This window comes from Helicobacter cappadocius (assembly GCF_030688855.1).
Lineage (GTDB): Bacteria > Campylobacterota > Campylobacteria > Campylobacterales > Helicobacteraceae > Helicobacter_J > Helicobacter_J cappadocius.
This window is the reverse complement of record NZ_JAUYZK010000001.1, coordinates 256,036-281,734: the sequence shown is the minus strand read 5'-3', so window position 1 is coordinate 281,734 and position 25,699 is coordinate 256,036. Positions and strand designations below refer to the sequence as shown.

The window sequence follows — 25,699 nt, the reverse complement described above, 5'->3', positions numbered from 1 at the left end:
TAAGGCTTTATTTATATAAAAAGTAAAATAATTTATTTCTATTTATATTTAATAGTATTTATACTCCTCTTTTGTCTCCCCAGATACGTATGTGAATCCTGTCTGTTAGAGAAAAACCCTCTTGAAGGCATAGAGGGTAGATTTTTTCAATATTTTTATCGAGTTCTGCTACAGAAACTCCCTGGGGCATCAGATAAACACGATTGTTTTTGAGTTTTAGCTTGGAGAGCAAATCTTTTATTTCTCTTATCGCACTACCATCTTCGCACATTTGCGCATTTAATACAAACTTAAATACAACACTTTTTGCATTGTCGATGATATTTTGAATCGCTTGTATATTGATTCTCTTCTCAAATGGCTCCGCAGAATTGCTGAGTTTAACACTTAGAGTAAAATAAAGCTCTTTTAGCACCTCATCAAATATAAATTTAATGCTTCCATTGCTTTCTACACAAACCCTATGACCTTCTTTCAAAAAATATGCTATAGATTGAAGTAAAATAGGATTTTTAAATTGTAGGGTTGGCTCTCCGCCAGTGATAACAATATCAGATTTTAGAGTACTGAAAGATTGTATGGAAGAAATCAGTTCTTGAGAATTTTGAAAAAAAATCCACTCTTTTGAAAATTTTGCATTCGCGGCGTAAATGCTATCACAACCGATGATATTACTGCCTTCATAGCGATTTCCAAAACCCGTGCATTTTAAGTTACAACCCCCAAGCCGTACAAAGATGCTCGGTGTGCCAATAAATTCACCTTCACCCTGCAAACTATAAAATATTTCTGAAATTCCTAACATTGTATCTTTATCTGATGGGGCGGAGTAATATTTTTGAAAGGCTTTGAATGTGGGGATACATAATAATTTTTTAGTTCTTCGAGCATAATAGGATTTTTCCATTCAGCCATTATGGGTTCTGAAAAATAAATAGAATTTATATGAATATGCTTCATCATCTTGGGATTAGACAAATCTTCTCTAAAAGCCTCTGCATATCCATGATCGGTCTCATGAACCCTCACAGAAGAGACAAGAATATCTCCTTCAGAGTTGCCAAATTCCATCGCCTCTAAAATTTTATCAATATAAAACAACAACAAAAGTGCGTAATTTTCGGCACTTGGATTCACTGAAAGTTTGACATATCTAGCAGAATTTTGAGTGATAAAATCAATAAAATCACTCTGTTCAGCATCCCAAAAATGATGGGAGTGATCAAAACCATCAATAAAATCGGCAATTTGATTTTTAAAAATTCCAAAGTCAAGAATCATCCCTGCACTATCTAGCGAATTTGCCTGAACAAAAATTTCCACTTTATAGTTGTGTCCGTGAATACTGCTTGAACATCTCTTGGAAGTACAGTTGCGAACGATGTGCGAAGCACAAAATCCAAAAGAACGTCTGATAACCATCAAATCTCCTCTAGTTGCAAGGCCAATAATAAGGCAAGTCTGAATAATATTGATAACGTTCAGGACGCGTGAAATCAATACGAGAAATAGTGTGTGATATTAAATCCCTAAAAAGCATACTATAGCCACAGGTCTTGCCATTTACGCTACCATCAACATACAAAACTCGTTTTTTGATATTAAGATCATACCAATCTAATGTGAAATGATAAGTGGAAATATAATTTAATGTCTCTGAATATCCTGTTAAGGCAATGGTTTTGTTAGCTTTGGGAGCACAATAAAACTGGGAGCCATACCAATAGCAAGACTGCAACATCCCATCATCAATTGCAGCAAAGCTGTAATTTACATTCGGAAAAGGCATGATACTACGAAATACCCTCATATATACCGCGTTTTTTGCTCGGCTTAAGGGCATATCTCCTTCTTTATAAACGCTTGTAAATCCTTGCATTTGCAATCCATAAACAACTGCATTGACATATCCACTTGAAAGTAAGTCATTTTTGTCATAAATAACCACAATAGGAGCATTTGCATTGAAAGTGTAACCCTTTTGTAAAACTGAGTAATATCCCATACTAAGCTTATTAGCACAGCCCCAAAAAACCATTACAAACAAACAAAAAGTAAAGATTTTAATTTTCATCGGGATTCTCCAGAATTATAAAATGTATAGAATAATATCGACAAAATAGTCATTTTAACCACAAACTTAAAGAATTTATGTCTTCATAACTTGTCATATCCAATGTAATAGGAGTTATAGAGACATAGCCCTTAGATACTGCACCAAAATCTGAAAGCATTCCTGTAGGTTTTTTTCGTTCGTTCCAAGCCAATGGATGAAGTCCAAGCCAATAATACCCTTGTCCTCTTGGATTTGTATTAAAATGGGCTTGATTACTATAAATTCTATAGCCTTTTTGGGTGATTTGATAACCTTTTGATTCTGAAGGAAGTATTTGAGGAATATTAATATTTAAAAACTTTCTATCTTCTAAGGGAAATCCACCTTCAAAAATCTTGCTCACTATTTCAAAAATACTTTGTTTGGCTAAGGCAAAATCAAATCCATCAATATTTGATTTGTCCTTTATCACTTGTGAGATTGCAACAGATGGAATGCCATGAATCACTCCTTCCATAGCTCCTGCAACCGTTCCAGAATAGGTGATGTCTTCCCCCATATTTGATCCGAGATTGATCCCAGAGACAATCAAATCAGGATGTTTATCCTTATACAAGGTATTGAGTGCTAAATAAATACAATCTGCTGGAGTTCCATCATCAAGTTTGTAAAAATCCTCTTGTATTTTTACAAATCTTAGTGGTTTTGTGAGGCTAAGTCCATGCCCACAGGCAGATTTTTCAGTAGATGGTGCAACAATGCAGATGTTTGCTATCTCGCAAAGAGCTTCTTTGAGTGCTAAAAGTCCCTTAGAATCATAACCATCATCATTGGTAAGCAATATTGTTTTCATTCATCTCCTTGTAATAAATACCCTGACAACAAATCCTCCAAATTTTTCCTGATAGGCATATCGTATTTTTCAATCATTTCAATTATCTGCACACATAAATCTTTTGCATTTTGTTTTGCACCCTGCAACCCTAGTAAATTTACATAGCTATTTTTGTTCCCATCTGCAGAAGTATTCTTTCCAGCTTGAGATTCTGACTGGGTAGCATCAATGATGTCATCTCGTATTTGGAAATACAAGCCTAGCTTTAAGCCAAAATCATAGAGTTGATTTTGAATATCAATGGAGAGATTTGAAATAATTGCCCCCATTTTCAAAGATGAAGCAATCAATTTGGCTGTTTTGTTTAGATGTATCAACTCAAGCTTTTCTAACTCTAAAGTCTTATTTTCAAAATAACAATCCATCGCTTGACCAATCACCATTCCGCCAATACCGCCATTATAAGACAACTCCTCAATGAGCTTGATTTTTACTCCTTCATCAAGACGAGCTATACTTAGAAGATAAAAAGCATAGGTATTAAGACCATCACCTACTAATATTGCCCCTGTTTCATCATACAACTTATGGAGTGTGCGATGCCCTCTTCTAAGATCTGCATTATCCATGGCGGGTAAATCATCATGAATAAGCGAATAAGTATGTAAACACTCTAAGGCAAGAGCAGGTAAAAAAGCATTTTTTGCCAAAGAAGGGATACTTCCTGAGACAATAGCTAATAAAAGTTTGGGACGAAATCTCTTTCCTCCACTTAGAAGCATTTCCCAAAAAGCATTTTGAAAATAAGGGTGAAATCCTTCAATTTTAGGGCAAGAGTGCATCAAAAACTCTTCAAAATCGCTACATGTTTTGTGATAAAAATTCAAATCCATTTATTCTTCCTGCAACTTTAAACGAAGTTCTAAGCCACTTCGCATAATCAAAATTTCCATATTTTTATTTAACCCTGCTTGAGTCAAAGCACTTCTAAGAGAATCATTTGCTTTTTGGGTGGAATCATCGGTATTTTTCAACACAGGCTTGTCGTTAATCCAAATGATTTGATCGCCTATCTTTAAGTTTAATTTTTCTTTTGAATTTTCGTCAATATCGGTGATGGTCAGAGTTTTGTCTAGCACAATACCAAATCTCTCCAAAAAAGTATCTGGGAGTAAAAATCCTCCATAACGTTTATCAACAACAACATTCAATTTTTGTTTTTGAGTATTTCTTAATATCTCAATTTGTGCGGGTTTTTTGTATGGAAGATTGCTCAATGTCCATTCAAAATCTCCATAAGAATTGATATTTTTTCCATTAATGGATAAAATCACATCTCCTGATAAAAATGGATTATCCTGAAAAAATGGATCAACTTGACGCACAAGAATGTATTTGTCTTTTTGAATAACCCTGACACCAATATCTCCATAATAAGCTGATTTTTCACTCAAAAATCTGTCTAAATATTTTTTGTCAATAAAATATCTTCCACCTACTCCTAGCCCATAAATCTGATAGCATATATTACTAATTACACCATTTCTAGGAATAGGAGAAGAAAATTCTGCATAATCGATAAAACCTTTTTGATATGCTAAAATCTTGCCTTTTTTGGAATATCTTAGAGCAATGGCTGAAAGTTCTCTATTTTTAGCATAAGAATCAATATTTTTAAACTGATAAGAATAATGTGGTTTTTTTCCCTGCACAATATACAAACCCACAAATGGATCTGATTTTAGTATTTTTAAACCCTGTGGAAGAGTAGGAGAAAAAACTATCTCTAAAGGACCTTTTGAGGTTTTTATCGAAACAGAACGGGAATTTTGAGTAGGTATTGTGGCTTGGTTGTAGTAAGTGATACAGTGAGAAAAATCATACCCAAAAACTCCACTAAAAAAAATAGCAGGTAATAAAATCTTAAAAAAGCCCCTAGGCATTATTGATTTCCAAATGGATTGAGGCCACTTAGCATTTGCATAGCCATTGATTTTTTATTCTCTTCTACGCTTTTGTAAGCATCATTGATAGCACTGATAAGTAGAATTTGTAAAGATTCTTTGTCCTCAAGAAGACTATTGTCAATATCTATATCTACTAGCTCTCCAGCTCCATTTACGCTCACACTCACAAGCCCTCCTCCACTTTTGGAAGTTAGGGTAGTTTCTTTTGCCTTTTCTTCCATACCAGCTAGTTCTTTTTGCATATTTCCAAAAAGTCCGTTTAGTTGTTCAGGATCAAACATTTCACACCTCGTTTTTTATAGATAATATTTTATTTTGCTCATCTACCATCACAATAGTAGGACGATAAGAGGGTAATTCTGATTTTTCATAGCTTCCATAAGCAACGATAATAATAATATCTCCTATCTGGACTTTTCTAGCAGCTGCTCCATTGAGGCAGATTTCTCCAGAAGAAGGAGTGCCAAAAATTACATAAGTGCTAAAACGTTCACCATTATTGATGTTCAATATCTCTACCTTCATACCTTCAAATAAATCCGCATTTTTGGCAAGATGGGAATCAATAGTGATAGAACCTACATAATTGAGGTTAGCATCAGTGACTTTTGCACGATGTATTTTGCTATGAAGCATTTCAAATCTCATATTTTTCAGTAACCTTTTTCTGTGATTTTAACATATTTCATCAAATTTTATAGGTTTTCCTGTGAAATATCCCTGCACATAATCTACACCTAACGCTTTGACTTTGTTGTAGATTTCTTTTGTACTAACAAATTCAGCAACAGTTTGTATGTTGAGTGCTTTTGCAAATTTGACAATCCCAGAGACAATCTGTGCTTTATGTTTATCTGTATCAATATTTACAACAAAACTTCCATCAATTTTGATGAAATTTAGTGGAATATGCATTAATATTTCAAGGTTTGAATAACCGCAACCAAAATCATCTAGTGCAATCTGTGCTCCGGTTTTTCGCACTGCATTAAAATACTCCACAAGAGAGGAAAAATTTTTACTCCTCTCATGTTCTGTGATTTCTATAGTGATACGTTCACCTAATTTATTTTTTTGTATTTCTTCAAGTAGCCATTGAGCAATATCTGTATATTCAATATCAATCATCCCGAGATTTATCGTAATATTGATGTTTTTTAAAACAGCAATATTAATGGATTTTTTTATAACTTGCTTGATAGCACGGGAATAAATAGCTGTTTTTTTGAGCACTTGCAAAAAATCCTTGGGATAAAATATTTCATTTTTGCTTGTGTGGATTCTAATGAGAGTTTCGTATTTAAAAATTTTTCCAGTATTAATATCAACAATAGGCTGAAAATAAGGTATCAAAACATCTTCACTAAAAGCTTGATAGACTAGCTTGGTGATTTTGATATTTTCTTGAATGTCTTTGAGACTAGTTTGGGTTTTATTATAGACAATCAAATGCTGATGCGAATTTTTTGTGTCCAATAAAGCACAAAAAGCCTCTTTTAAGACATCAAAACGATATTTAAAAGTCCCTCTGAGTGTATATTTTGAAGATATTCCTATGTATAGACCCAAAGAAATTTTTACTTTTTTATTGATGGAAAATTCGTGTTTGATAAAAAAATCATTGAAACTGTTAACTTTATCGACAAATGGGTTAAGAAAAACTCTAGAATCTGTGGTAATCGCAAACATGCCAAAACCCAAAGTATATATTTCATACTCGCTAGAAAAAAAATTTCTCGCATGTAATGCAAAGTTTCCGATCATTTCGATAACAGCTTTAATCCCATAAACAATGCCTATTCCATTAAAATTCTCTACTTCGATGATAGCGAGGTTTGTAACCTTTCCGCTATAGACTTCTTTGATAAAAGTATCTGCATTATTTGTTTGATTTTCAATAAAATCCAGATTATTTACATGCACAATGGGCCTTAGCTTTTATAATCTATATACCCCTCTTTGGGGAGCATAAGATCTATATTCTTTGGAAGATAGTGTAAAATTTTATCTAAAAAAATCTTCTCATCTAGCATATTTCCGCAAATTAAAATTCTTTTTATATTGAAATTCATCGTCGCATCTCGAACAAAATTCCCCAAAAACTCCGCCATAGAATCTACAAAACCATAACTCAAAGTCGCCTCATCAAGTCCAGCTATCCTGAAACTCATCGAAGATCTCAATATCTTAGGATAATCCAAACAGACCTCATCACCAATCTTTTGGAGTTTAAAATCTATTCTAGGCCCCTTGTCTCGAAGAAATTTTTTTGCATTGTTGAGTATCTTCTCATTTTTTGTATTAAATTCTGAAGTATAGCCTAATATATACGAAGCACTCGAGAATATATCAATGAGATTGTTTGTTTCACTAGGATTATCTGAAAGAGAATTAATAGCTGAGAAAAGATTTGGGAAAGTTTTCTCAAAATTTGCAATCAATTTATCTCCGCTTTTATAATTTTTCTTGATATTATCAAGAATGTTTTTTGGATTGTTATCATATTGGATAGGAAAAAGGGATTTTATGTTTTTATCATCTTTGATAAGAATATTTGTCGGGTGAGTTTTGCTTAAAAATACAATGAGTTTTTGATGATTTAAAGGAGGAGTACTTTTTTTGGAATATCCATTCAGTTCATCTGAATGCGTATTTTTTTTGGGTATTTCATCTTCAAAATGTTTATCAATAATATCAAGGATACTTTTAGATTTTTTTGAAATCGTTGTATCAATAATGATTCCATCTTTACTCACAACAATCTCTTGTTCCTTAGCAATATTATAGCATTCATAACTCAAACAAATCTGAGATTTTTTAACATCCTTCAAAAAAACATAGCCAATTTCAAGTTCAAGAGCAAATATACCCAAAAGTGACAACACTAGATCAAAAGGAAGACTAGCTTTAAGCTCAAAATTTTCTTCGCTCTGCAATAAGGATGGAGTAAAAACTTCTTTAGGACAGAGTTTCATCTTTGGTTTTTCATAACTAGCTAAAACTTCGGACTGAATCCTATCCACACGCATATAAGTAAAAAGATTTGAAATATCCCAAAACATAACATCTGAAGTTTTGGAATTTATGGATAACTCTTTGATCCCTCTGGAGGTTTTTATATTCACACTTTCAGCATTTTTGAGCCTAGTAGCTATATCTTTTAAGCTATGTTTGAGGCTAAAAACATCGTCTATAGGTTTTCCCAAAAATTCTATGGATTTCACCCATTTGAATACATCGCAAAATTTTGAAGATTGACTATCTAATATGTCTTTTGTCGTCAAAACATCCAAAAAATCTACAGATCTAGTAGAAACTTTATGCCATTTTTTGATGCCCGGATTTTCAGGATTTTTAAGCTCTATAAAATTAAACCAGATGGATGAAGGTAGAGTTTTTGAAATCTCATCTGCAAAATCCAAAGCATCTTTGGGATCGCAATCAATAAAAAATGAATACAAAGTGTTATTTTGTGAGTTCTGAAATTTATCAGCAAATCTTAATGCCCGATTTTGGGCTTTGGTGTGCAAAATAGATATGAATCCGTTATTGCAAGAAATAGCCTTAGAGGCTGAAAAAACAAATTCAAATATCATCAATAGCCTTTAAAGGAAAAATTAGCAATGTCTTGGAGGTCTCTAAAATCTGTTTTTTGAACCTGAACTCCAAGTTCTTCTAAATATTTGATAGCTAATTTTTCCGCCAAAACAGCACCCTTCAAAATTTCGCTAGATAACCTGAATGCAGTGTCTTCACCTATGACTTCTGGAACAATGCCAATAATCTTTACAGGAGGTAAATCTCCTAAAAGCTGTGTTAATTTGAGTGTCTGAAGCATTTCAACCTCATGAGCACTCCCTGCCCAAGTAATGCAATCTGGTACATTATCAAAGTCAAAATAATACACTTCTCCAATTTGTTCTTTTTCCACGCTGACACAATCAAGTATCAGAACCCTATCATAAGAAGTGATGATAGGAATAAGCATTTGTGCCATAGTCCCACCATCAATAATATCAACCTGATGTTCTCCGCTAAAAGTATAATTGAGTTTTAAAAGATTGGAGAGATGAACGCCTATTCCTTCATCTCCAAAAAGAATATTACCTATACCTAAGACTAAGATATTCAAATTTTTATATCTTTTTTATATCTAATTCCACTTATCATAGCATCAGCCCCGCCATTTGGATATCTCAAAGAATTCCACACAACCATATAGATATGTACCGGAATAAAAATAACAAAACCCCAAGTTGCAATATGATGAATCAAACGCACATTTGCAAGTCCACCACACATCACTTCAAACCACTTAAAAAAAGTTTGCAAAATAGCACCTAAGCCATTATGATAAACATTGTAATACAAGACAACCCCTGTAATAGAGATAATCAAAACAAGTAAAGCCAAAGCAAAATAAGTTACAAACTGCAGAGGATTATAAGCACCTTTTATATGTGGATGTTTTCCTAAAAATAAATAGACCTTAATCTGATCTATCCATATTTTAGGAGAGAGACAAGCTGCAAAAGAAATCCTTTCAGGATGACTTTGCCTATCAAATATAAAAAGATAAAGTCTAAAAATAGACACTCCAATAAGTGCAAATCCCAAGAATAAATGCCAACTCCTAACATAGGCTTGTAAAAAATGTGTGGGCGTAGAACTAGGTTCGGCTTGTAAAAATGGGAAGGCAATATAAAAACCTGTGAACATCAACCCAAAAATAGCAAATGCTCTTATCCAGTGGAATATCCTAGTTAGACCAGAAAATTCCTCATAAGCTTGGAAATCTTTTTTGCCTGAATTGATTGAGTTTTTCATTTTAGCCCTCCTTTAGATTCTTGCGAATGCAGGATCTACTTTGTATTCACTGATTTTATTTCCCTTAGCATCCATTAAATGCACAGAACAAGCTATACAAGGGTCAAAGGAGTGGATAGTCCTAATAATTTCTAAAGGTTTTGTAATATCAGCTATTTTTGTGCCAATCAAACTCATTTCATAAGGTCCTTTTTGACCTTTTGAGTCTCTTGGACCTGCATTCCAAGTCGAAGGAACGACAGCTTGATAGTTTTCAACTACGCCATTTTTGATTCTCACCCAATGGCTCAACATTCCTCTTGGAACTTGACCTATATATCTGCCTTTATATTCTTTATTTTTATCAATCACATAAGGAGCACAAGTTTCTTTGTCGGACTTCAGATTTTCTATCAGTGCATCCAAGGTTTTCAAACCATTATCTATTATTACTTTAGCTTCAATACATCTAGCTGCAGTTCTTCCAAGTGTGCTAAAAAGAGCATTTAATGGTAATCCTGATTCCTTTAAAAACCTAGTAGCTACAGGTGTAATGTAAGGATTTTTTGCTGCAAGTCCAACAACAACAGCTGCTAAAGGTCCGACCTCCATAGGCACCCCATCATATCTAGGAGACTTGATCCATGAATATTTCCCTTTCAAATCAAGTAATTTTGTATCAATGAGTTTTCCATCAGGACCAATACTTTGGCCATCTTTAAAGCCTGTGTATTTTGGATTGGTTTGTCCATCATAGGGTTGAAGTTGAGTTTCCTCTGTGTTTTCATAGGTATACCATGAATTAGTAACCTCTTCTTTGATAAGGTTTTCATCAATAGGGATTAATTTACTGATGTCGCCATCAAGCACAATACCCGAACTCAAGAGATTTTGTCCTTTGCCAATAAGAATCTCTTCATGTGCAATAAAATTTGTCAATCCACAACCTTTTGTAACAGATTGTTCATTTTTGAACTCATTCCCTGCCATAATAAGATCAGGCCAATAAGCACGATTAACAAAATCAGCAACTTTTTCAAATTTGGACTTCCATTCTGCAAGTCTAGTAGGATCTAACACATCCATTACAGAAGTAATTCCCCCCACAGTAAGGCTTTGAGGATGAGGTTGTTTTGCCCCAAAAATAGCTGTCATTTTTGCGGCCTCTCTTTGAATTTCAAGAAGTTTTAGATAATGCGAGAGAACAATTAAATTTTGTTCGGGGGAAAAATGATAGGTTTTATGTCCCCAATAACCATTATTAAAAGGTCCTAGAGCACCTTGTTTAACAAAATCACTCACTCTTTTTTGAACTGCTTTAAGTTCATCTTCACCTGCTGATAAAGGATAATCTGTGTATTTGAATGCAATCTTTGCGGCCTTTGCTGGATCGGCCTTGAGTGCAGAGGTAATATCACACCAATCAAGTCCATGTAAGGTATAGAAATGCACGACATGATCGTGCAAAATCAGAGCAATATTCATCAAACTTCTCACTAGCTGTGCATTCAAAGGAGGTGTGATACCCAATGCATCTTCAACAGCACTAATACCAGCTTTATAATGAGAATAGGTACAAACCCCACAAATCCTCTGTGCTATAAAACCAGCATCTCGAGGATCGCGATTTTTGATAATTGTCTCCAACCCCCTAAAAAGAGTGGATGAAGAAAAAGCATCTTGGATTACATTATTTTCATCTACAATCACCTCTATTCTCAAATGCCCCTCTATTCTTGTGATTGGATCTACTACTATTCGTTTTGTCATGTTTTGCTCCTTATTGCTCATCTTCTTTTTTTACAAAACTTGAAATCACCGCGTGAGCAGCAATTCCAACTGCTGTTGCTGCCAATATGGTCGTTCCGATCGTATTGGCAGTCTTGTCTGCACCTATGCCATCATAAGAAGTATGAAACAATCGGTTTCCAATAGGTTCTTCAAAAGGACTCATTGTATCCCAAAAATTTGGCTCTGAACATCCTATACAACCGTGTCCTGCTTGTATAGGCCAACTTGTATGTGAATTGAAACGAAGCTTAGAACAATTATTAAAGGTATAAGGTCCTTTGCATCCAACCTTATAGAGACAATAACCATTTTTTGCATTTTCATCTCCAAACTCTTGCACAAACTCTCCTGCATCAAAATGCCCTCTTCTCTCGCAAAGATCATGGATTCTATGACCATATGCCCAAGTCGGACGATTATAGGCATCTACAGCGGGTAATGTCCCAAACATGATAAAATACATCACATTTCCTATAATGTTTTTCTCACTTGGCGGACAACCAGGCACATTAATGATAGGTTTATTAATAATCTTGCTCAAAGGTTTTGCATTTGAAGGATTTGGATAGGCTGCTTGAACCCCTCCAAAACTTGAACAAGTACCTATAGCAAAGATAGCTGCCGCTCCCTCTGCGGCATCTCTACATTCTTGAGCTCCCGTGCGCCCATCTGCTCCAATGGTGAGAAAATATTCAGTTCCTTGAGGAATCCCCCCTTCTACCATCAAGATATAGTTTCCTTTGTGCTTTTCAATGGCATTTTTAAGATTTTGCTCTGCCTGATAACCTGAGGCTGCCATAATGGTTTCGTGATATTCTAGGTTAATATAATCAAAAATAACACTATCGATACTAGGATCTTCGGTTCTAAGCAAACTCTCACTACAACCCGTGCATTCTGCCATATGTAGCCAAATCACAGGAATACGATTGGCTATTTGAGCCGCTTTTGCGGTCAGAGGTGCAAAACTAGCAGGAAGAGCTAATGTAGCAGTCATCATCCCTGCCCATTTCATAAAGTCTCTCCTATCGATGCCTTTTTTACTCATCTCCTTAACAAGGTCCTTATCCTCATTGTGAGCGGCGAGTTTTGAGAGTTTTTGAAGCCTTTGGGAAATTTGTTGATACAGACGTTTGTCTTTGTTTTGTTGTTCCATAAGATTATCCTTGCGTCGTGTTTGTTAGTTTGAAATCGTTTCCATTAGTTACTATATAATTTTTTTCCCAACAAAACAATAAAATGAGAAACAATGTAGAAGTTAAAATATTACTAAAATAAACTCGTGATAACATCGTGATTACAATTTCAAGAAATGATTTTTAAGTATTTTTTAGATAAACTCGCACCAAATACCAAAAACGATAATACAAAGAGGAGTTGGATTTGAAATTCAGCATTTTATTTGGAGGACTGAGTTGGGAACACGAAATCAGCATTGTGAGTGCGATTTCGCTCAAAAAGGTTTTGGGTGAGAAAAATGTAGAAGGCTTTATTTTCTTAGACTCTTCTCATCGATTTTATTTGATCCCTTCTGAAAGTATGAAATCAACATTTTTTTCTTCTGGTGAATACAAAAAATGCAAGGAACTCTATGTCGGCATAGGAAGTTTTTTTTCGCAAGGATTGTTGAAAAAGAAATCCATTCCACTTGGAATAGTTATCAATCTTATACACGGAGCTGATGGAGAAGATGGAACATTAGCTAGTATTTTGGACTTTTATAAAATACCCTTCATCGGTCCGCGTCTTGAAGGTTGCGTACTTAGTTTCAATAAATACCTTACAAAGCTATACGCAAAAGAAAGGGGTATTAAAATGCTTCCTTTTGAAATGCTTCAAAAACATAGTCCTAGAAAAATAAATGGGGAATTTCCTTTGATTGTCAAGCCTTCACGATTGGGAAGCTCTATTGGAGTATCGGTTATCTATTCTTCAGATGAAATCTCCTATGCTATTGATAGTGCCTTTGAATTTGATAAAGAAATCATCATCGAGCCTTTTATAAAGGGAGTCAAAGAATATAATCTAGCTGGTTGCAAAATTGCTGATGGCAATAATAGTGATGATGAATATATTTTTTCTATCATTGAAGAGCCTCAAAAAAAAGATTTGCTGGACTTTGAGAATAAGTATCTTGATTTTTCTCGAACAGAACAAGTCAGGAAGGCAGATATTAGCGAAGATTTAGAAAAAAAAATCAAAGATGCCTTCAAAAAAATTTATGTCAATAAATTTGAAGGAGCATTGATAAGGTGTGATTTTTTTGTGATTGAAGATGAAGTGTATCTCAATGAAATCAATCCTATTCCTGGGAGTGGGGCAAATTATTTATTTGATAATTTTCTAAATACTCTATTAGAGCTTAGCTCATATCTGCCCAAAAAAGAAGCTATCAAAATTTCTTATCAATATATAGACAAAATTCAAAGAGCAAAAGGCAAATAGTGGCAAAAAGACTGATTTGCTACAGAGGCAATGAATTTGAATTATCCTATACATTCTTAAATCATCACTGCTCTAAAAATATTCTTTTTTTACATGGCTGGGGAAGCAATAAAGAATTGATGGAACTTGCATTTAAAAATAGTTTTAAAGATTTCAATCACTACTATTTAGATATGCCTGGATTTGGAAATAGCCCCAATTCTGTAGTTATATCAACCCAAGATTACGCTCAAATCACCAACGAATTCATCGCTTCATTTGATATTAAAATAAATGTTATTGTGGGACATAGTTTTGGTGGCAAGGTTGCCTTGCTCTGTAATAGCGATGAAATCATTCTACTAAGCTCTGCAGGAATCCCTATACAAAAATCTTTAAGAGTTAAGACTAAAATCTTTCTTGCTAAAATTTTCAAAACTCTAGGGATAAATTCATCTAAACTTCGTAGTGCTGATGCTGAAAACCTAAATGAAGCTATGTATGAAGTGTTTAAACAAGTTGTAAATGAAGATTTTAGTAATATATACGCTCATTTTTGCAAAAAAGCCTATGTATTTTGGGGCAGAAGTGACAGTGCTACTCCATTATGGTGTGGTGAAAAAATTTCAACCCTAATACCAAATAATCATTTTTTTGTCTTAGAGGGTGATCATTATTTTTTCCTCAAACAGGCCAAAATAATAGACGAACAATATCACAAGGAAGGGCGATGAAACAAGCTATCGAAATAACGGTCACAGGCATTGTCCAAAAAGTGGGTTTTAGAAAGTTTTCTAAAACACAAGCCGAACAACTCCATATCGTAGGTTCAGCCCAAAACCAACTAGATGGAAGTGTAAAAATCTTCGCATATGGGGAAAAAGAAAATATTGAAAAATTTATTTCTATTCTCAAAGTTGGGCCTTCAAGATCAAAAGTTGAGAGTGTAGATTTTCACATCATCGATGGTTTTTTATCAGATAGTTTTGAAATCATTAAATAAGTGGGGCGGGTATGAGTTGGTTAGAAATTCTTGATATTGTTTCAAGGTGGATTTTTATTTTTTGTATTAGTTATTACTTGATTACCAATCTACAGTGGTATAACTACAGTCTTTATCGTGTAATCACTAAGCACCACAAACAAAAATGGCACTTTCTTCATTTTGTAATCCCTATTTGTGTGTTTCTTATATCTAGTTTTTATGCCCAAAATATGATTTTCTATGCGTATTTATATATTGTCGAAATACCATTGCTAACAATATGGACATTCAAGCTTGATAAAAAGCTGGTATTCACTAAGAGGGTATTACGATTTTTTGTCATCTGTTTCGCATTTGTATTTTTCAATGAAATATTGACTATCCTTTCAAAAGATTTCAATCCAAGTCTACGTTTCCTATATCTTTTGCCATTGCTGTTTGGTTGCATATTTTCAAAACTTTATGAAATATTACTTTTGAATCGCTACACTCAAATGGCAAAAGATAAACTCGCCCTGATGGCATCACTACGAATCATAGCAATTACTGGGAGCTTTGGAAAAACAAGTATCAAAAATTTTCTCTATCAAATTCTTCAAAACAAATACACTGTATATGCAACTCCAAGAAGTGTAAATACATTCAAGGGCATTATTGATGATATTAATAAAAATCTTGATTTTGGCACAGATATCTATATCGCCGAAGCAGGTGCGAGGCAATCTGGGGATATTAAAGAAATAGCTCTATTGCTACAACCACAATATGCTATTATAGGTGAGGTAGGATACCAACATATTGAATATTTTAAGACTTTTGATAATGTTCTGCAAACCAAACTTGAACTCCTAGAATCCAAACGATTAAAGAAAGCTTTTGTTTATGAAAAAAATCCTATACCTGAGTATATATCAGGAGATAAAAAATCTCTTATACAGCCCTATCCAGATGATATAAGAAATATTTCTGCCACACTGGAGGGCACATCATTTGAGATAAAACTACAAAAAGAATGGTATCTATTTGAAACCAAAGTTTTAGGGGAATTCAATGTAGATAATATCAGCGTGGCGATTGTGTTGGCTAATGCTCTAAAAATCCCTATTGCCGATATTCAAAAGTCTGTCTCTAAACTCCAGCCCACACCTCATCGTCTCAATCTGTTAAATGTAAATCAAAAAATCATCATTGATGATAGCTTTAATGGGAATCTAAAAGGTATGCTTGAAGCTGTAAGGTTGTCTAGCCTCTATCCTAAGCGAAAAATAATCGTCACACCTGGATTGGTTGAAAGCGATGCAGAATCTAATATTGCTCTTGCAAAAGAAATTGATAAGGTTTTTGATATTGTCATTATTACAGGGGAATTAAATTCGAAGATCTTATCTGCATATATCCAAAAACCTCAAAAGATTATTCTCAAAGATAAAGCTCAACTAGAAAATATCCTCCAAGCTAGCACCCAGCAAGAAGATTTGATACTTTTTGCTAATGATGCTCCAAGCTACATTTAGGAAAGCAGATGGATAGAATCTACTCTCCTTGGCGTAGTGAATACTTTGGTTCAAAAGACAATAGTTGTGTATTTTGCGATATAAGCAAACATCCAGAACTTGATATTGAAAATCGGGTATTTTATCGCGATGAGATTCTTTTTGGGGTAATGAATCGTTATCCATACACACCAGGTCATTTTATGCTTATCCCACATTTTCATACAGACAGCCCAGACATACTTTCTCAAAAAGATTGGCTACACATACATAAACTTTCGCAAAAAGCCGTATCGCTACTTTATGATTATGGAGCTAGTGGAATTAATATCGGTATGAATATCAAAAAAGCAGGGGGTGCAGGGATTCCTGAACATATCCATTTGCATATACTTCCTCGATATATTGGGGATACAAATTTTTTCACCACTATTGCAGAGGGTAGAACCTATGGAGTAGATTTCGATATAGTGTATGAAAAAATTAAAAAACTAGCTCAAAAATACTTCAAGGAGTGAAAATGAAAAAAATTTATTCGTTGTGCATATTGTGTCTTTTAATCTCGGTTGCCTATGCTAATAAATATGATTATCTTTTGTTTAGCAATAATTACAAAGATGTTAGAAAGGGTATTGATCTTGGGGCTGATGTAAACTCTCGTTTGCGTGGAAGCACTCCTTTATATGATGCATCTAGAAAAAATAATATGGATATTTTATACCTACTCATCAATCGTGGAGCAGATGTAAATGCCATCTCGCACGGCGAAACAGCACTTCACAAAGTTGTTCAGTTTGGTAATCTAAAATTCGCACAAGTTCTCTTAAAAGAAGGTGCTGATCCTAATATCAAAGATAGCATTAGAGGGAATACTCCTCTTCACTATGCTGTATCTAGACAAGATAATAATATGATTGCACTCTTAATGAAATATGGCGGGGATATGTATATTGAAAATAACAATGGAGATACCCCTGCACGTTATATACTATCACGCGTGAGCGTACCGGCTGTGAGATTGGGTGATAAAAATATTTTACTTACATCAAGTGCTTTTAGGGTTTCTCAAGGTTCTGTAGGGTTTTCTATAGCAAATCTTACACCTGATTTTGTAACCATTACTTATGCTGCTTTATATATTGATGGAGATCTAGTATCAGAATCACAGTTCAATCGAACTCTGCCACCAAATGCTTCAGCTAATATTGGATCACTACCCATAAGCAAAGACGCATATAAAAGCATTTCTATCAGTCGATCAGGGATGGCAAAGATTAAATATGGTTTTGCGGTAGAATACACTATTAACGGTAGCAACAAAAGTATGTATAAAACAACTCGTATAGATGTTCAGGTGTGGTAATTCTCTCACTTGAAATCTTGATATAAAAAATAAAAAATGTTTTGAATAAATGTTGCGTAAATTATCAATTTTTATATTATAATAACGAGTATCATTATAAATAAATGGAGAAAATCAATGAAAAGAATTCTATTAGCACTTACTTTTGTAAGTATATTCGGCCACTCTCTAAACGCACTTACAATCGATACTGCAAGTGCAAAGGTCTATTTCGTGGGCTATAAGCTCAAAAATAAAACAAAGGTGCCTGGATTTATTGATGGTGCTGTTTTTACCTTTGTAAAAACAGAAGGCAGCATTTCTGATATTATGTCCAAAGCAAAAGCAACAGCGGATTTCAGCAAAGAAAATACTAAAGACAAAACAAGAGATGGCAACATTCATCGAACCTTTATAGCCAAACTAAAAGATTCCAAAATACAAGCGGAGGTGACTAAAATTAGTGGTGATGATTCTAGCGGTGAAATCACAGCAAAAATTACTTTCAATGGCATAACCAAAGAAGTGCCTATGAAGTACACTCTAACTGATGGCAAATTCAAAGCTTCAGGCAAAATAGATATGTCCAAAGATTTTAATCTCAACAACTCTTATGTAGCCCTATCTACAGATAAAATGGTCTCTGCACTTCATGGCAAACAAACCTATACAGAAGTAGAAATCGGTTTCCAAGCAGACATCAAATAATTTTCTTTAGAATTGGTAGTTTTCTACCAATTCGCCCTATCAAATCATAAATTATTTTTTATCTGAAGGCTTTATTTCTACGCTTTTACTTCTTTGCGGTTAATTGTCTTTTTGCGACGAGAGCTTTTATTCAATAGCTGAGCATGATCATCTTTTATATTTAATGGCCAGTCCATACCCTGTTCTTGAACATTCCATTCAGGAAATCTTCCATCTTCGGTATTTAGATAATCTTCAATACAACACCGTTCGATTAACTTATAACTAATATATGCTTCTTTAACCTTTTTTAGTCCAAAAAGTCCTTTAATATCTTTTTCAAAATTCTCCTGATAAATCATATAAAACTCAATCTTTTTTCCACTCAAAATCGTATGATACAAAAAATACCAAATCCCGTAACTTCTAATACTTGGTCTTCCCTTTATTCCGCCATCTTGATAGATATTTAAAGTACTTTTAATACCGCCACTAGCTTGTGATCCACCTATTTTTTTAATCTCTCCATCAACCACTATAAGATAAACTCTAGCTAGATTTTCTGTAATAATTTTTTGAGGAAGAATTTTTCCATTCTGATTTTTTAGCTCTTTTAGATAATTAAAATTCAGTTTCGTGCTACCTTGCACAAATTCTACATCAGCAATTTTAAAAGCGGTCTTCACTTGGGTAATTTTCATATTTATTCCTTAATAATTAATAATTCATGAGATTTTTTGATATTGTGATTATCCCCTCTAATGATTCTATTTTTGCCAATTCTTTTTTCGCCTTGCCCCATTGTATATTGCCACTGGGGCTCTAAGATTTTAAAATCTTTATATTTATCTCTTATCCATTGACAATCATTGTAACTCAAGATAAATCTACCTTTATGATTTTTCAATAAATCAGCTAAAAGTTGGTGATTAAAATTATTATGATGTATAGGAAAATTTCTCTGGGGATAAATTCCTTTGAACATTTTAGAATCCCCCTCAAGAAAATAAGGAGGATCAAGATAAAAAAAGTCATCAGGGTATTTTTGAAAAGAATACTCAAAACTCTGGCATTCTACTTTTAAATTATTAGTTTTAAAATCCCTAATCTTTTCTAATGCCTTTAAATAACGATTTTTATCTTCATAAATACTGCTCATCCATCCCAAAAAACCAGGTCCATAGCTCAGATTAAAGTTAAAATAATAGTCTCTAGCTAGTGTTATTGAATCTAAGCTGATCTCCTTATCCCAGTGTTTTTTTAATTCAATCTTTATATCTTTATACACTTCTTTTACAGGCTCTAACTTCAAAAGCTCCTCATAAAGTCTTTCACAATCCCCAATCAAAACCTGCCAAAAATTCACCAAAATATCAAAAATATCAAAAGCCTTAACCTCAATACCCAGCTCCAAAGCACTAGCAATCTCAACACTTCCTCCACCCATAAAAGGACTGATAAGTCTTTTGAGTTCATTAGGAAAATGCTCGATAATCAAACCTACCGCGAGGGATTTACCACCACCATAACGAAGCGGACTTCTGCTATAACGTTTATAAGCAAGAGTTTTGCCCTTTAAAGTATCTAAAAAATATTTTTTCCGTTCTTTGAGATCCATTTCTTTTAAATTTGATTCAAAGAGAGTTGGAGTTTTGAGATATCTTGACATTAAAATTTTACACCTTAGCTATATAGATTGTTAATTATAACACACTGATAAAAGCTCTAAAATTTATTTGATAAATATCTATTTTTGCTTTCTCTTGTAACTCAATTTCTTGCATAATCTATTGACAAGAGGGCAGGATATTTTTGGATTAGTAGAGAAATCTTTGGGTGAGATAGAAAATTTCACACTTTCCTCACCAGAAACAGCAAAAATACTATTGGATTTGGTATCGAATTTCATAGAGCATTTTGAAGTATTTTCCTCTTCGAGATGCGATAATACCAAATAAATTTCATTCTTAGTTATCTTTTTTTGAGAAAAAAGAGATTGCGTAAATAATAGCGACAGCTCATTTTGAACAGTAGCCAACCTAGTGCTTAGAGTAATATTACAGATTTTGGAATTAAAACTAAGTCTTGGCACTGCCAAGCTCAAAATAACCCCAAAAATCACAATTCCAAACACTAGCTCTATATAACTAAATGCGTTAGAGTTTGATGCTACCATTACCAAATGAAATAGTAATTGGTTTGGTATAAATTTGTGCGAGTTTTTGACACAAAGGTGAAGTAATAGTCTTATCAATCTTTACATCAAGTGTATTGCTAGAAAAATCTATCAATACACAGTTATTTTTATTATCTACTGCTCCATCTTTTGCTAAACGCACTCCGTTTGCAGTGGGTATCCATCGCGTAGGATTTAGACCCGCTGTTTCCATTATAAAATCACCATTAAGAGTACTAGAATCAATATCTTCAGTGAGACTTTTAGCTTGAATAGAGCTCAAAATTGTCTGTATATCGCTCTGCACTGCCACATACTGTGCATCTGCTCGAGTGACAGAAAGCTTAGGTATAGCAATAGCAGCAATAATACCAATAATAACAATGACAAATACTAACTCAATCATACTAAATGCATTCCTCATCTTCATTTCCCTATATTTAATAAAGTATCTACCATATTTTTGACAAAGTTTGCCGAAACGCGTGCAGAACTATCTAAAAATTCATCAAAACTCACATCTGCTTCTCCATCTGCACTATCACTAATAGATCGGAATATACAAAAAGGTACATTCAGCAAATCACACACAACAGCTACAGAAGCTCCCTCCATCTCAACTGCATCAGCAGAAAAATTCTCAATAAGCCATTGTTTCTTTTGACCACTAGCAATAAATTGATCTCCTGAAGCGATGATGCCCTCTTTGAGCAAGGTGTCATGTTTTTTTGCCACAGTTCGTGCAATATCATTAAGCTCTGCATCTGTCTCAACATACACCTTACTCTCTGGAATAAACCCAAGTGGATGTCCAAAAGCTGTAATATCTACATCATGTTGGCAAAGTTTAGTAGCAATCATCAAGTCTCCTACCTTCAAATCACTTCGCAATCCTCCAGCAACACCGCTGAAAATGATTTTTTCACATCCAAAATGCAATATCATGCTTGAAGCAGTTAAAGCAGAATGCACCTTGCCTATCTTGCTATAAGCGATAAAGATTTGAGAATCCTTATAGGAAATACAATAAAAACGATTGCCCCCTAAGCTGAATTCTTCATATTTGCCAAATATCTCAAGTAAAGGAGTAATTTCCTCACGCATTGCACCAATAATACCGATTTTCATATGTTTTCCTTTATTTTATCTGAGTGATGACCTCATTGAGCGAATGCAAATTAGCCACATTTAATGTGGTTTTCTCACTCAATCTCTTATTTAGTCCCTTTAGCACTCCCCCATGACCAAATTCTATAAACATATCCACATCGTTGCTAAGCTTTCTGATAGATTGCTTATAAAGCACGGGTTTAACAAGCTGATCAGATAATAATTCAATCGCTCTTTGTTTTGTATTATAAGCTTCCATTGTTGCATTTGAAAGCACACTTAGAGAAAAATTCTCGCTCAATAATTCATCTAGCAACACTTTAAAGTCACCACAAATATCTGTCAAAATAGGGCAGTGACTAGCCACTGACATAGGAAGAAGCAATGCTCTTTTTGCCCCCATTTCTTTTATGCTAGATTCTGCTGCCATTAAATCTGTTTTTGTTCCGGCAAGAACTATTTGTCCATCTCCATTGTAGTTTGCACACCAGATGCTTTTGCCCTCAGATTGTTCTTTTGTGCAGAAATCTTGAAGTTTTTCATCCTCTAACCCGACTACAACCATCATTCCAGCATCTTTACCCTCACAAGCCTTTTGCATCAACTCTCCCCTTTTGTGAGTTAAAATCATTGCGTTTTCAAAACTAAGTGCTCCTGCGATACTTAAAGCACTAATTTCTCCCAATGAATGCCCAAGTGCAATTTCTGGCAACAAAGAGCATTCTTCTTGAAATATTGTATGGGCAACATAACTCACCAAAAAGATAGCAGGTTGTGTGAATGCGGTCTGATTAATTTGATCATTTTCTTCAAATAATAATTTTTTCATGTCCACCTTGATACTTTGAGAGGCTCTCTCAAAAAGATCTTTGGCTACGCTAAAGTTATCGTAGAACTCTTTGCCCATGCCGATACTTTGGCTTCCTTGACCAGGAAAAATAAAAGCATATTTCATAGATGACCTTTGTTTGAATATTTTGGAATATTTAATTGAGGTGAGAATTTTAACATATTTTACTTGATTTTTTTAATGCGTTCAGTTAGAATTACACTTCCAATAATGGATCAATACAATATTATTTTCGTTGGACCGGTGGGTGAGTTGGCTTAAACCACATCCCTGCTAAGGATGCGTAGTCGCAAGATTACCGAGGGTTCGAATCCCTCCCTGTCCGCCATTTTCGTAACCTCAAAGATTCTTCATACTAAATTATCTCTTGCATGTTTAAATCCAAAGAATTTTTATTAAGACATTAATCTAGGTTTTCTCAAAAATAAAATGTAACTTTATGTATCAAAAACTTTTATAAAAATACTTTTTGTAACATATCTCATAAAAATATATTCAAAAAAATCTTTATTTTATCGTTTTTTTTTGATTTGCTTTAGAATATAAACGAATAACACAAATATTAAGGATGAAATATGTGTAAAATTTTCCTTCTATGTGCAATGGTGATTTCCTCTGCTCTCTCGCTTGATTATCAATTTGATGGCTGGATAAGTTCTTGGAATAAAAAAGGTTTCAATATCAATAATCCTAAATACATTGATGCGAGTAAGGGTATCTTTCCAACTGAAAGTTATAGTGCATTGTCTGTATTTTTAGGCGTAAATATGCAACTTCTAAAGGGTAATTCTTCATCTCTTGATTTTGGATTTTCCGGTACAGCAGGAGAAATACTTTATGATTCTACAAAATCAGATAGAACAGCTGATGGAAGTTTGTATGTTCCTGATGGGTTTGCCTACAATTATGTTGGTTATTGGGTGGGTTATCTTGGAAATGTTCCTTATGGACAGCTAGATGCGGGGAAATTCACTCATAATGTTCTTTTTCCCACAACCTATTTGCATTATAACTCTGAATTTTTTGAATTCTGGGGAGGAAGATACCCTGTTGCCTCTAACTCTTATGCTGATCTTTTTTCCTCATACACACAAGGGCTAGATTTGGTATTTAAATACAAAGATTTTAGAGCTTTTTTTGAGGCGAGTTTTGGTCGAGCAAATGCCTCTTGGGCTGGATGGATATATGACTGGTATTCACCTTATTCTATAACAACTAAAAAAGGCTATCAAGCAAACTTGGGTATGTATTTTATCGGGATGGATTATCGCAAAAATGGTCTAACCATTCGTCCAAATTTTTATTTTTATCCCACTTTATACTATATCCCATCTCTCAAAGTTTCATATGAAACTAGTCCTGAATTTCTAGCACAAAAAGGCTGGGGATCAGACACAAGGTTTCTAATCTTTACCCCTTTTTCTGGTCCAAATGCTATGGGAAAACTTAGATATGGAAACTACAATGATAAATTCTCCGTCTCAGTAGATTTCACACAAACTTTCAAAATCAGTTTTTATAATATTGGTCTTGGTGTTCATAAAAATTTTGGAAATGCTAATGGTTATTTAGGCAATAGGGGCAACACAGTCTTGATGATTGATATTTGGGATAACTCCGTATATGACATCGGACAATCAGTATCCAATACCATTGGTGCAGATGCTTTCACTCCCTATTTATTTGGAGGTGGGCATATAAAAGATTTTGACTGGTCAGTCTTGGGTAGATTGACCTATTCAAGAAGAGCTAATGAACAAGCCATAAGAATAGGCGGGTCATATAACTTCAAAAAAGAAGGGATTTTAGTAGGAGCGTTTGTAGAATTTTTTAAAAATGAAACAAAACCTGGCTACCAAGTAGGATCTTATGCTCCACCCTCTCCAAACAATCCCGGAAACACTTCAGATAGAAGCTATCTAGCCATATATATGAAATACAACTTTCTAAAATAGCTTATAAGTTAAGGTGCATCAAGAGTAGCACCTTAATATGAGTTATTTTGTTTCTAAAATAACTTTTAAAGCATTAAAAAACGCTCTAGGCTGATCGGTCATTGTGCTATGCCCTGCATTTGGAATTAAAAATAACTCTTTTTTTGGAGCATTGATTTTATAAAAATATTTAATCGCATTCACCGTTGGAACCTGCCAATCGTGCATTCCCAAAATATAATACACAGGAATTTTATAATCAGTGGTTTTATAGAGATCAAAACCCATCATATATTTATAGATATTACTGTAGATGGGTCCATTTTTGTGATAGCTTTTTTGAGATTTTGCTGTTGGTTTAATATCAGTATTAATGATTTTATATTTCGCCTGTAAAGTACGCACCATTATGAGGTCCTTAAAAATTTCATTCTCATCTTTGAAATAAGGATATTTGGAAATTTTATTCAATGCTTTTAAATCTTCTTTATTTCCACTCCTGCTTACAATATCATATAAGTGTTCATAAACAATCCTCTCATCTTCCATCGCATTTGTTACCTGTCCCACACCTATATAATACAAAACATCTTCAGGATATTTTAAAACAAATTCACTTCCAAGAACACTCCCCCAACTATGCCCCAATATGGCTATTTTATTTTTATGGAATATTTTTTTAAGATATTGTACCACTTGCCTAGTATCTTCAATCATATTATCTATGGTGGGTTTATTTTTTGGATCTATTTGATCTGAGCTGTGATTTTTTTCATATGTTTTCCCAGTCCCTCTTTGATCCCAATACACAACAGTGTAGAGTTTTTCCAAATTTCGCATCAAAGGTTCTTTTCCCATTCCAGAAAGTCCAGGTCCTCCGTGCAGATACAAAAGCACAGGATTGTTGAGATTTTCTCCTTTAATCATAATATATTGTTGTATTCCATTGATTTTGATGTAAGCCTTTTTGTCAATGGCAAGTTTTGATATTTTTTGATCATTATTTGGGATTTGCAAAATCAAAAATGCGTCAGGGTTTTCTCCTAGAGACTTATCAATACTCGGACTATCTTTTGCATATAAAGCTTGAGTTATAAGTACTACACTGAAAATAGAAACAATAATCTTAAAACCTATGTTAAAAAATCTATACATAAAAACTCCTTTGAAAGTATTAACTACTCTTGATATTCAATATTCAGCAGTATCTTTGATCGATCTTAAAAGATTCTACTGACATTGT

Annotated in this window: 29 protein-coding genes and 1 tRNA gene; 9 read left to right on the top strand and 21 right to left on the bottom strand. The window is 34.0% G+C overall.

The features are described 5' to 3' along the window. Positions 1-58 precede the first annotated feature (58 nt). Genes Q5I06_RS01320 through Q5I06_RS01255 form a run of 14 tightly spaced genes read right to left on the bottom strand, consistent with a single transcriptional unit; the run spans position 59 to position 12,611 of the window. Positions 59-805: a 7-carboxy-7-deazaguanine synthase QueE gene (locus Q5I06_RS01320; protein WP_305516399.1), complete on the bottom strand. Its 747-nt coding sequence runs from the start codon at positions 803-805 to the stop codon at positions 59-61. Then, positions 799-1,422, bottom strand: coding sequence for a 6-pyruvoyl trahydropterin synthase family protein (locus Q5I06_RS01315; RefSeq protein ID WP_305516398.1), 624 nt, complete (start codon positions 1,420-1,422; stop codon positions 799-801). The genes Q5I06_RS01320 and Q5I06_RS01315 overlap by 7 nt, the downstream gene beginning before the upstream one ends. Before the next feature lie 10 nt (positions 1,423-1,432). Beyond that, entirely contained in the window at positions 1,433-2,074 is a 642-nt protein-coding gene (locus Q5I06_RS01310) for a hypothetical protein (RefSeq protein WP_305516397.1), read from the bottom strand. A 49-nt stretch (positions 2,075-2,123) separates the two neighbouring features. After that, positions 2,124-2,909: a 5'/3'-nucleotidase SurE gene (surE, locus tag Q5I06_RS01305; protein WP_305516396.1), complete on the bottom strand. Its 786-nt coding sequence runs from the start codon at positions 2,907-2,909 to the stop codon at positions 2,124-2,126. After that, on the bottom strand, positions 2,906-3,784 hold the full coding sequence (locus Q5I06_RS01300) for a polyprenyl synthetase family protein (RefSeq protein WP_305516395.1): 879 nt from the start codon (positions 3,782-3,784) through the stop codon (positions 2,906-2,908). Before Q5I06_RS01300 ends, surE begins: the two co-directional genes overlap by 4 nt. Beyond that, on the bottom strand, positions 3,785-4,834 hold the full coding sequence (locus tag Q5I06_RS01295) for a DUF7488 domain-containing protein (RefSeq protein ID WP_305516394.1): 1,050 nt from the start codon (positions 4,832-4,834) through the stop codon (positions 3,785-3,787). Beyond that, positions 4,834-5,139 (bottom strand): YbaB/EbfC family nucleoid-associated protein, encoded by a 306-nt coding sequence (locus Q5I06_RS01290; RefSeq protein WP_305516393.1) that lies wholly within the window; start codon positions 5,137-5,139, stop codon positions 4,834-4,836. The genes Q5I06_RS01295 and Q5I06_RS01290 overlap by 1 nt, the downstream gene beginning before the upstream one ends. A gap of 1 nt (position 5,140) precedes the next feature. Then, positions 5,141-5,506: an aspartate 1-decarboxylase gene (panD, locus tag Q5I06_RS01285; protein ID WP_305516392.1), complete on the bottom strand. Its 366-nt coding sequence runs from the start codon at positions 5,504-5,506 to the stop codon at positions 5,141-5,143. Positions 5,507-5,533: 27 nt separating this feature from the next. After that, positions 5,534-6,781 (bottom strand): EAL domain-containing protein, encoded by a 1,248-nt coding sequence (locus Q5I06_RS01280; RefSeq protein WP_305516391.1) that lies wholly within the window; start codon positions 6,779-6,781, stop codon positions 5,534-5,536. A gap of 8 nt (positions 6,782-6,789) precedes the next feature. Further along, positions 6,790-8,454, bottom strand: coding sequence for a hypothetical protein (locus Q5I06_RS01275; RefSeq protein WP_305516390.1), 1,665 nt, complete (start codon positions 8,452-8,454; stop codon positions 6,790-6,792). Beyond that, complete coding sequence (locus Q5I06_RS01270) at positions 8,454-8,990, bottom strand: HyaD/HybD family hydrogenase maturation endopeptidase (protein WP_305516389.1); 537 nt, start codon at positions 8,988-8,990, stop codon at positions 8,454-8,456. Before Q5I06_RS01270 ends, Q5I06_RS01275 begins: the two co-directional genes overlap by 1 nt. Continuing rightward, the gene (gene cybH / locus Q5I06_RS01265; RefSeq protein ID WP_305516388.1) at positions 8,987-9,685 is read right to left on the bottom strand and encodes a Ni/Fe-hydrogenase, b-type cytochrome subunit; all 699 of its coding nucleotides are present in this window, start codon (positions 9,683-9,685) and stop codon (positions 8,987-8,989) included. The genes Q5I06_RS01270 and cybH overlap by 4 nt, the downstream gene beginning before the upstream one ends. A gap of 12 nt (positions 9,686-9,697) precedes the next feature. Continuing rightward, a complete protein-coding gene (locus Q5I06_RS01260) occupies positions 9,698-11,434 on the bottom strand; it encodes a nickel-dependent hydrogenase large subunit (protein WP_305516387.1) in 1,737 nt (578 codons plus the stop codon). 10 nt (positions 11,435-11,444) lie between these two features. Beyond that, a complete protein-coding gene (locus tag Q5I06_RS01255) occupies positions 11,445-12,611 on the bottom strand; it encodes a hydrogenase small subunit (RefSeq protein ID WP_305516386.1) in 1,167 nt (388 codons plus the stop codon). 227 nt (positions 12,612-12,838) lie between these two features. On the opposite strand from Q5I06_RS01255, the gene Q5I06_RS01250 reads away from it, so the two are divergent. The 7 genes from Q5I06_RS01250 (at position 12,839) to Q5I06_RS01220 (ending at position 18,407) form a co-directional block, all read left to right on the top strand. Beyond that, the gene (locus Q5I06_RS01250) at positions 12,839-13,900 is read left to right on the top strand and encodes a D-alanine--D-alanine ligase (protein WP_305516385.1); all 1,062 of its coding nucleotides are present in this window, start codon (positions 12,839-12,841) and stop codon (positions 13,898-13,900) included. Further along, complete coding sequence (locus Q5I06_RS01245; RefSeq protein ID WP_305516384.1) at positions 13,900-14,613, top strand: alpha/beta fold hydrolase; 714 nt, start codon at positions 13,900-13,902, stop codon at positions 14,611-14,613. The genes Q5I06_RS01250 and Q5I06_RS01245 overlap by 1 nt, the downstream gene beginning before the upstream one ends. Next, positions 14,610-14,882: an acylphosphatase gene (locus Q5I06_RS01240; protein WP_305516383.1), complete on the top strand. Its 273-nt coding sequence runs from the start codon at positions 14,610-14,612 to the stop codon at positions 14,880-14,882. Before Q5I06_RS01245 ends, Q5I06_RS01240 begins: the two co-directional genes overlap by 4 nt. Before the next feature lie 11 nt (positions 14,883-14,893). Continuing rightward, positions 14,894-16,378 carry a Mur ligase family protein gene (locus tag Q5I06_RS01235; RefSeq protein WP_305516382.1) on the top strand — a complete coding sequence of 495 codons (1,485 nt, stop codon included), beginning with the start codon at positions 14,894-14,896 and terminating at the stop codon, positions 16,376-16,378. An 8-nt stretch (positions 16,379-16,386) separates the two neighbouring features. Continuing rightward, positions 16,387-16,875: an HIT family protein gene (locus tag Q5I06_RS01230; RefSeq protein WP_305516381.1), complete on the top strand. Its 489-nt coding sequence runs from the start codon at positions 16,387-16,389 to the stop codon at positions 16,873-16,875. A gap of 2 nt (positions 16,876-16,877) precedes the next feature. Continuing rightward, positions 16,878-17,720 carry an ankyrin repeat domain-containing protein gene (locus Q5I06_RS01225; protein ID WP_305516380.1) on the top strand — a complete coding sequence of 281 codons (843 nt, stop codon included), beginning with the start codon at positions 16,878-16,880 and terminating at the stop codon, positions 17,718-17,720. 117 nt (positions 17,721-17,837) lie between these two features. Continuing rightward, the gene (locus tag Q5I06_RS01220) at positions 17,838-18,407 is read left to right on the top strand and encodes a YceI family protein (RefSeq protein ID WP_305516379.1); all 570 of its coding nucleotides are present in this window, start codon (positions 17,838-17,840) and stop codon (positions 18,405-18,407) included. Between the two features lie 77 nt (positions 18,408-18,484). Here the strand turns inward: Q5I06_RS01220 and Q5I06_RS01215 are convergent, their stop codons facing one another. From Q5I06_RS01215 to fabD, 6 genes are all read right to left on the bottom strand, one after another. Then, positions 18,485-19,087, bottom strand: coding sequence for a GIY-YIG nuclease family protein (locus tag Q5I06_RS01215; RefSeq protein WP_305516378.1), 603 nt, complete (start codon positions 19,085-19,087; stop codon positions 18,485-18,487). 2 nt (positions 19,088-19,089) lie between these two features. After that, positions 19,090-20,004: a DNA adenine methylase gene (locus Q5I06_RS01210; protein ID WP_305516408.1), complete on the bottom strand. Its 915-nt coding sequence runs from the start codon at positions 20,002-20,004 to the stop codon at positions 19,090-19,092. Between the two features lie 129 nt (positions 20,005-20,133). After that, entirely contained in the window at positions 20,134-20,562 is a 429-nt protein-coding gene (locus tag Q5I06_RS01205) for a type II secretion system protein (protein WP_305516377.1), read from the bottom strand. After that, positions 20,543-20,986, bottom strand: a complete 444-nt coding sequence (locus Q5I06_RS01200; RefSeq protein ID WP_305516376.1) for a prepilin-type N-terminal cleavage/methylation domain-containing protein — start codon at positions 20,984-20,986, stop codon at positions 20,543-20,545. The genes Q5I06_RS01205 and Q5I06_RS01200 overlap by 20 nt, the downstream gene beginning before the upstream one ends. Positions 20,987-20,988: 2 nt before the next feature. Then, positions 20,989-21,690: a 5'-methylthioadenosine/adenosylhomocysteine nucleosidase gene (locus Q5I06_RS01195; RefSeq protein ID WP_305516375.1), complete on the bottom strand. Its 702-nt coding sequence runs from the start codon at positions 21,688-21,690 to the stop codon at positions 20,989-20,991. 10 nt (positions 21,691-21,700) lie between these two features. Continuing rightward, complete coding sequence (fabD, locus tag Q5I06_RS01190; protein ID WP_305516374.1) at positions 21,701-22,627, bottom strand: ACP S-malonyltransferase; 927 nt, start codon at positions 22,625-22,627, stop codon at positions 21,701-21,703. Between the two features lie 132 nt (positions 22,628-22,759). Here fabD and Q5I06_RS01185 point away from each other — a divergent pair. Then, a tRNA-Ser gene (locus Q5I06_RS01185) sits at positions 22,760-22,850 on the top strand. Positions 22,851-23,097: 247 nt separating this feature from the next. Continuing rightward, positions 23,098-24,477 (top strand): outer membrane family protein, encoded by a 1,380-nt coding sequence (locus tag Q5I06_RS01180; protein ID WP_305516373.1) that lies wholly within the window; start codon positions 23,098-23,100, stop codon positions 24,475-24,477. A 42-nt stretch (positions 24,478-24,519) separates the two neighbouring features. Here the strand turns inward: Q5I06_RS01180 and Q5I06_RS01175 are convergent, their stop codons facing one another. Then, positions 24,520-25,611 carry an alpha/beta fold hydrolase gene (locus Q5I06_RS01175; RefSeq protein WP_305516372.1) on the bottom strand — a complete coding sequence of 364 codons (1,092 nt, stop codon included), beginning with the start codon at positions 25,609-25,611 and terminating at the stop codon, positions 24,520-24,522. Positions 25,612-25,699: the final 88 nt, after the last annotated feature.

Bases quoted from the DNA above. Each gene is read 5' to 3' on its own strand.
- Q5I06_RS01320 (WP_305516399.1), bottom strand. From the start codon at position 805: ATGTTAGGAATTTCAGAAATATTTTATAGTTTGCAGGGTGAAGGTGAA.
- Q5I06_RS01315 (WP_305516398.1), bottom strand. From the start codon at position 1,422: ATGGTTATCAGACGTTCTTTTGGATTTTGTGCTTCGCACATCGTTCGC.
- Q5I06_RS01310 (WP_305516397.1), bottom strand. From the start codon at position 2,074: ATGAAAATTAAAATCTTTACTTTTTGTTTGTTTGTAATGGTTTTTTGG.
- surE (WP_305516396.1), bottom strand. From the start codon at position 2,909: ATGAAAACAATATTGCTTACCAATGATGATGGTTATGATTCTAAGGGA.
- Q5I06_RS01300 (WP_305516395.1), bottom strand. From the start codon at position 3,784: ATGGATTTGAATTTTTATCACAAAACATGTAGCGATTTTGAAGAGTTT.
- Q5I06_RS01295 (WP_305516394.1), bottom strand. From the start codon at position 4,834: ATGCCTAGGGGCTTTTTTAAGATTTTATTACCTGCTATTTTTTTTAGT.
- Q5I06_RS01290 (WP_305516393.1), bottom strand. From the start codon at position 5,139: ATGTTTGATCCTGAACAACTAAACGGACTTTTTGGAAATATGCAAAAA.
- panD (WP_305516392.1), bottom strand. From the start codon at position 5,506: ATGAGATTTGAAATGCTTCATAGCAAAATACATCGTGCAAAAGTCACT.
- Q5I06_RS01275 (WP_305516390.1), bottom strand. From the start codon at position 8,454: ATGATATTTGAATTTGTTTTTTCAGCCTCTAAGGCTATTTCTTGCAAT.
- cybH (WP_305516388.1), bottom strand. From the start codon at position 9,685: ATGAAAAACTCAATCAATTCAGGCAAAAAAGATTTCCAAGCTTATGAG.
- Q5I06_RS01260 (WP_305516387.1), bottom strand. From the start codon at position 11,434: ATGACAAAACGAATAGTAGTAGATCCAATCACAAGAATAGAGGGGCAT.
- Q5I06_RS01255 (WP_305516386.1), bottom strand. From the start codon at position 12,611: ATGGAACAACAAAACAAAGACAAACGTCTGTATCAACAAATTTCCCAA.
- Q5I06_RS01240 (WP_305516383.1), top strand. From the start codon at position 14,610: ATGAAACAAGCTATCGAAATAACGGTCACAGGCATTGTCCAAAAAGTG.
- Q5I06_RS01235 (WP_305516382.1), top strand. From the start codon at position 14,894: ATGAGTTGGTTAGAAATTCTTGATATTGTTTCAAGGTGGATTTTTATT.
- Q5I06_RS01230 (WP_305516381.1), top strand. From the start codon at position 16,387: ATGGATAGAATCTACTCTCCTTGGCGTAGTGAATACTTTGGTTCAAAA.
- Q5I06_RS01225 (WP_305516380.1), top strand. From the start codon at position 16,878: ATGAAAAAAATTTATTCGTTGTGCATATTGTGTCTTTTAATCTCGGTT.
- Q5I06_RS01220 (WP_305516379.1), top strand. From the start codon at position 17,838: ATGAAAAGAATTCTATTAGCACTTACTTTTGTAAGTATATTCGGCCAC.
- Q5I06_RS01215 (WP_305516378.1), bottom strand. From the start codon at position 19,087: ATGAAAATTACCCAAGTGAAGACCGCTTTTAAAATTGCTGATGTAGAA.
- Q5I06_RS01210 (WP_305516408.1), bottom strand. From the start codon at position 20,004: ATGGATCTCAAAGAACGGAAAAAATATTTTTTAGATACTTTAAAGGGC.
- Q5I06_RS01205 (WP_305516377.1), bottom strand. From the start codon at position 20,562: ATGGTAGCATCAAACTCTAACGCATTTAGTTATATAGAGCTAGTGTTT.
- Q5I06_RS01200 (WP_305516376.1), bottom strand. From the start codon at position 20,986: ATGAGGAATGCATTTAGTATGATTGAGTTAGTATTTGTCATTGTTATT.
- Q5I06_RS01195 (WP_305516375.1), bottom strand. From the start codon at position 21,690: ATGAAAATCGGTATTATTGGTGCAATGCGTGAGGAAATTACTCCTTTA.
- fabD (WP_305516374.1), bottom strand. From the start codon at position 22,627: ATGAAATATGCTTTTATTTTTCCTGGTCAAGGAAGCCAAAGTATCGGC.
- Q5I06_RS01180 (WP_305516373.1), top strand. From the start codon at position 23,098: ATGTGTAAAATTTTCCTTCTATGTGCAATGGTGATTTCCTCTGCTCTC.
- Q5I06_RS01175 (WP_305516372.1), bottom strand. From the start codon at position 25,611: ATGTATAGATTTTTTAACATAGGTTTTAAGATTATTGTTTCTATTTTC.